The sequence below is a fragment of the Mesorhizobium sp. M7A.F.Ca.CA.004.04.2.1 genome (assembly GCF_004022825.1).
Taxonomy (GTDB): Bacteria; Pseudomonadota; Alphaproteobacteria; order Rhizobiales; family Rhizobiaceae; genus Mesorhizobium.
In genome coordinates this window covers 1-1,554 of sequence record NZ_RZPH01001231.1, presented here as the reverse complement: position 1 = coordinate 1,554, position 1,554 = coordinate 1, and the positions used below count along the sequence as shown (strand labels likewise).

Genomic DNA, 1,554 nt, shown 5'->3' with positions numbered 1-1,554 from the left:
AGATAGGTGCAGCCGGTTTTCACGGTGATGGTCAGATCGGACGCCGCATCCTTCAACGGCCGCGGTTCTGCATCAGCGACAATCAGTTGGAACTCTCCGCAGGCGGAACCGGTCGTGCCGGGCCAGAGCTCGGGAACGAAAGCCGCCTCGTAAATCGCTTCGATCAGGCCGCCGCTCATCGGAACGGCTCCGCGCTCTTCAACAAGGCGACAAGCTGGCTTTGTTGCCGTGTCCCGGTCTTGGCGAAGATCCGTTCGAGATAGGTGCGGCTGGTTTTGACGGTGACGTTGGAGCTTGCCGCTGCCTCCTTCAACGGCCGCCCTTGCGCAAGGGAGGCCGCCAGCCGCGCCTCTGCGGGCGTCAGGTCGAACAGGCCGGCAAGCAGGCTTGGCGACGGCACGGTGGCGCTGGCGCTCATCGCCGTCGCCGCAACCAGAATGTCAGCCCCGGAAAAGATCTCATGCGCGGCACGGCGCAGCGGCAGGAGATGAATGACCAGCGCCGGTTGGCCCTCCCTGGCTGGAATGGGGATGGAACGCACGACCCGATCTTGCAAATTGTGCGTAATGGCTTGCCGGAAAAGCTCATTCGCGGACACGTCGGCAAGTGCCATGCCGCCATGTGCGGCGGCGATGAAAACGGATGGCATGTTTTCCAGCAGCACATTGGCCGTCAGCACGCGTCCCGATGCAGTCATTACCGCCGCCGGCAGACCAAGGGCCTCGAGAGCCGAGACGCTCGCTTTGGCCTGCTCCATGCCCAGCCGCGCCGATACCAGGCCGGCACGCGAAAAGTGCGGGCGAAGCTGGTCGAGCCTGTCGATCGACGTCTGATCGTAGGTGCCGTCCCGCGTCCAGCGTTGAAAGACAAATGTAACCAGTTCGCCGCTCGGCATGGCAACCGCCGAACAGATATGAGCGCCGATACCTGCCGCCCTCAATTGTATCCGTACCGGATCATGCTCGAGCTCGTCGGCAGTCAGAAAATCTTCGACCTGCACGAAACTCGCCGGTTGCAGGCTGCACATGCGCTGAATCGCATCGGAGAATTTCCAGCTGTCGCCGGCAATGAATTCATCGAACAGGGAGCGGACGGTTTCAAGGGAATTGCCATGCCCGGGAGACTCGTCACTCAACCGGCCGCGAACGGGGGAGCCGTCGCTGAACAGGAAGATCGCGCCGTCAGCCGAACTCGAAAGCTCGCTGGCCGCTTCGAGCGCACCCGCCCATAAATCCGGCACGAACGCGGCCTCGTAGATCCTGTCCGTAAGATCATCGAACATGAGAGCGCACAGTCCTTTCAGAGTCAGCGTCTTGCCGGCTCGGATCGTCAACGCGCTCCCACACGCCAACCGATACCCGCAGGATCAAAATGCCATGCTGAAAGCTGAGGTCAACCTCAGATTGCTGTCGAGCCGCATGCAGTTGCCGGCCCCAAAACGACAAAACCCGCCGGACTGGGTCCAGCGGGCTCGGAACCGCGACAAAAGTCGTCTGGTGCGGCTCTGGCTTCCACGGCTTGGTCCGCCGGAGCGGACCAGACGTGGCTTTAGAT

1 protein-coding gene is annotated in these 1,554 nt (G+C 62.2%); it reads right to left on the bottom strand.

Annotated elements, in window-relative coordinates:
* Positions 1–175: 175 nt before the first annotated feature.
* Positions 176–1,282 (bottom strand): helix-turn-helix transcriptional regulator, encoded by a 1,107-nt coding sequence (locus EN893_RS33330; RefSeq protein WP_127270920.1) that lies wholly within the window; start codon positions 1,280–1,282, stop codon positions 176–178.
* Positions 1,283–1,554 lie beyond the last annotated feature (272 nt).